Below are 1,995 nucleotides of genomic sequence, written 5' to 3' on the forward strand. Positions count from 1 at the left end.
TAACCGGCTGCTTGAATTTTCGCCGCCGTATATCTTTTCCGTCCTTAGCCCCCCCTATAAGCGACCAAAAAATTCTTCTATGTTATTTGACATGGTTTAATAAGGTCATTTCACCCAACAGCCTGCTCAAGCAAGCAACATGAAGCGCTAAACCGCTGAAACTACGCAAATCTTCAGTTGGCTTGAAATCTGCTGCACTCCAGCGAGTCTTTCCGGACAGGCTTCCAATATGTAATTCACCCACCGGTAGTACGTTATAGGCGCCCCATGAACCCTAGCGTCTCCAAAGATCTATTCATAAGCATTGCAGATAACAAGCCAGTATCCGGCCAGTCAACCGTATAGCAGAGGGAATTACAATGAAGCTTGAATCTATCTATTTGGATCACCAGTCGGAATTGCAACAACATCTGGCGCGGATCGTCGATTGCCCGGATATCGCCGCCGAGCTGGTTCAGGAATGCTTCATCATTTTTTCCAAAGAATCGCAAAAGCAGGTTATCGAGCATCCGCGCGGCTTTTTATTCCGTACCGCCCGCAATCTGGCTTACGACCACATCAAGCACCGTAAGGTCACCGAGAAACACGTCTACAGCACCGAACCCACGCTGGACATCGCCGAAGAAGCCCCCTCCGAAGAACACTTGGCGCTGGTCAACGAAAAGCTGGCGATTTTTTCGAGCATCGTCGAAGAACTGCCCGAACGGGCCAAAAAGGCATTCGTGCTGAACCGGGTATACGGTATGACCTACGCGGAAATCGCGGTCGAGATGAACATTTCCGACAGCGCGGTTGAAAAACTGTTAGCTAGAGCGCTGCTCCACTGCCGCAAGCAGTTCAAAAATCGCCAAGCTGATTTAAGCAACGACTGAGGAACTCAGCCCCTAAAGTCGTCTACTCCACGGAATCACTCCGCCTCGACGGTCGGACAACGGCATCGCCAATTCGGCGCAACCGGCTTATCAAAACGGTCGGCGCCGTTGCCACCAGCCGCCGGAGAAGCAATGACCGCTGCGGAAAACAAACCGATCAGTTCTAATCAAAATTCAGGCAACGGGCTTTGCGAGACCGTCGAAAACCAACCGCCTTTTCAACAGAAACCGGAGGCTCCAATGAGCTGGGACGAAGAAGAAGACACCACCACCTACCAAGTCGTCATCAATCACGAAGAACAATACTCTATCTGGCCCGACTACAAGGAAATCCCCAACGGCTGGCGCGCCGTCGGCCCCAAAGGGCCCAAGCAGGAATGTCTGGATTACATCAAGGAAGTCTGGACCGACATGCGACCACTGAGCTTACGGCAGCATATGCGGGAGGATGGGCTGGAATGAGGGTGTAAGAATTTTTGTGTAAACGGCCCTGAGGTAGGAAGCTACCGATCCTGATAAGGAGGAAACCATGACCGTATCATCAAAAGCCATACCGGATGACCTACTTGACGCCTTGATGTCGCACTATCAAAAACCCGAAGACCTGATTGGCGAAAACGGCCTGCTGAAGCAATTGACCAAAGCCTTGGTCGAGCGGGCGCTGGAAGCCTGGCATGACCGATCATCTCGGCCATGCCAGGCATGAAGCCATCGTCAATCCCAGCGGCAATGCCCGTAATGGCAAGAGTCGCAAGACACTCAAAGGCGATTTTGGTGAATTGTCCATTGAAATTCCCCGTGATCGTCACGGCCGCTTTGAGCCGCAAATCGTTGCCAAGCATCAGACGCGCTGGACTGGCTTCGACGATAAGATCATTTCCCTCTACGCCCGTGGCCTGACGGTACGGGAGATACAGAGCCATCTGGAAGAGCTCTATGGCACCGAGGTCTCGTCATCGCTGATTTCCACCGTGACCGACGCCGTCATGGATGAGGTCAAGGCCTGGCAATCCCGACCGCTGGAGCCGATTTACCCGATTATCTATCTCGACTGTATTCACGTCAAAGTGCGTGACACCGGCGCTGTTCGTGTCAAGGCCGTCTATCTGGCGATTGGCATCAA

Annotated in this window: 2 protein-coding genes and 1 pseudogene; all 3 read left to right on the forward strand. The window is 52.5% G+C overall.

Going from position 1 to position 1,995, the window contains the following annotated elements:
• Positions 1 to 359 precede the first annotated feature (359 nt).
• Positions 360 to 872 carry an RNA polymerase sigma factor gene (locus AC3B8H_RS20710; protein ID WP_488443408.1) on the forward strand — a complete coding sequence of 171 codons (513 nt, stop codon included), beginning with the start codon at positions 360 to 362 and terminating at the stop codon, positions 870 to 872.
• Positions 873 to 1,112: 240 nt separating this feature from the next.
• The gene (locus tag AC3B8H_RS20715) at positions 1,113 to 1,334 is read left to right on the forward strand and encodes an MbtH family protein (RefSeq protein ID WP_488443409.1); all 222 of its coding nucleotides are present in this window, start codon (positions 1,113 to 1,115) and stop codon (positions 1,332 to 1,334) included.
• Positions 1,335 to 1,401: 67 nt separating this feature from the next.
• A pseudogene (locus AC3B8H_RS20720) lies at positions 1,402 to 1,995 on the forward strand (IS256 family transposase); the annotation flags it as partial.

This window comes from Methylomonas sp. BG-2 (assembly GCF_057766305.1).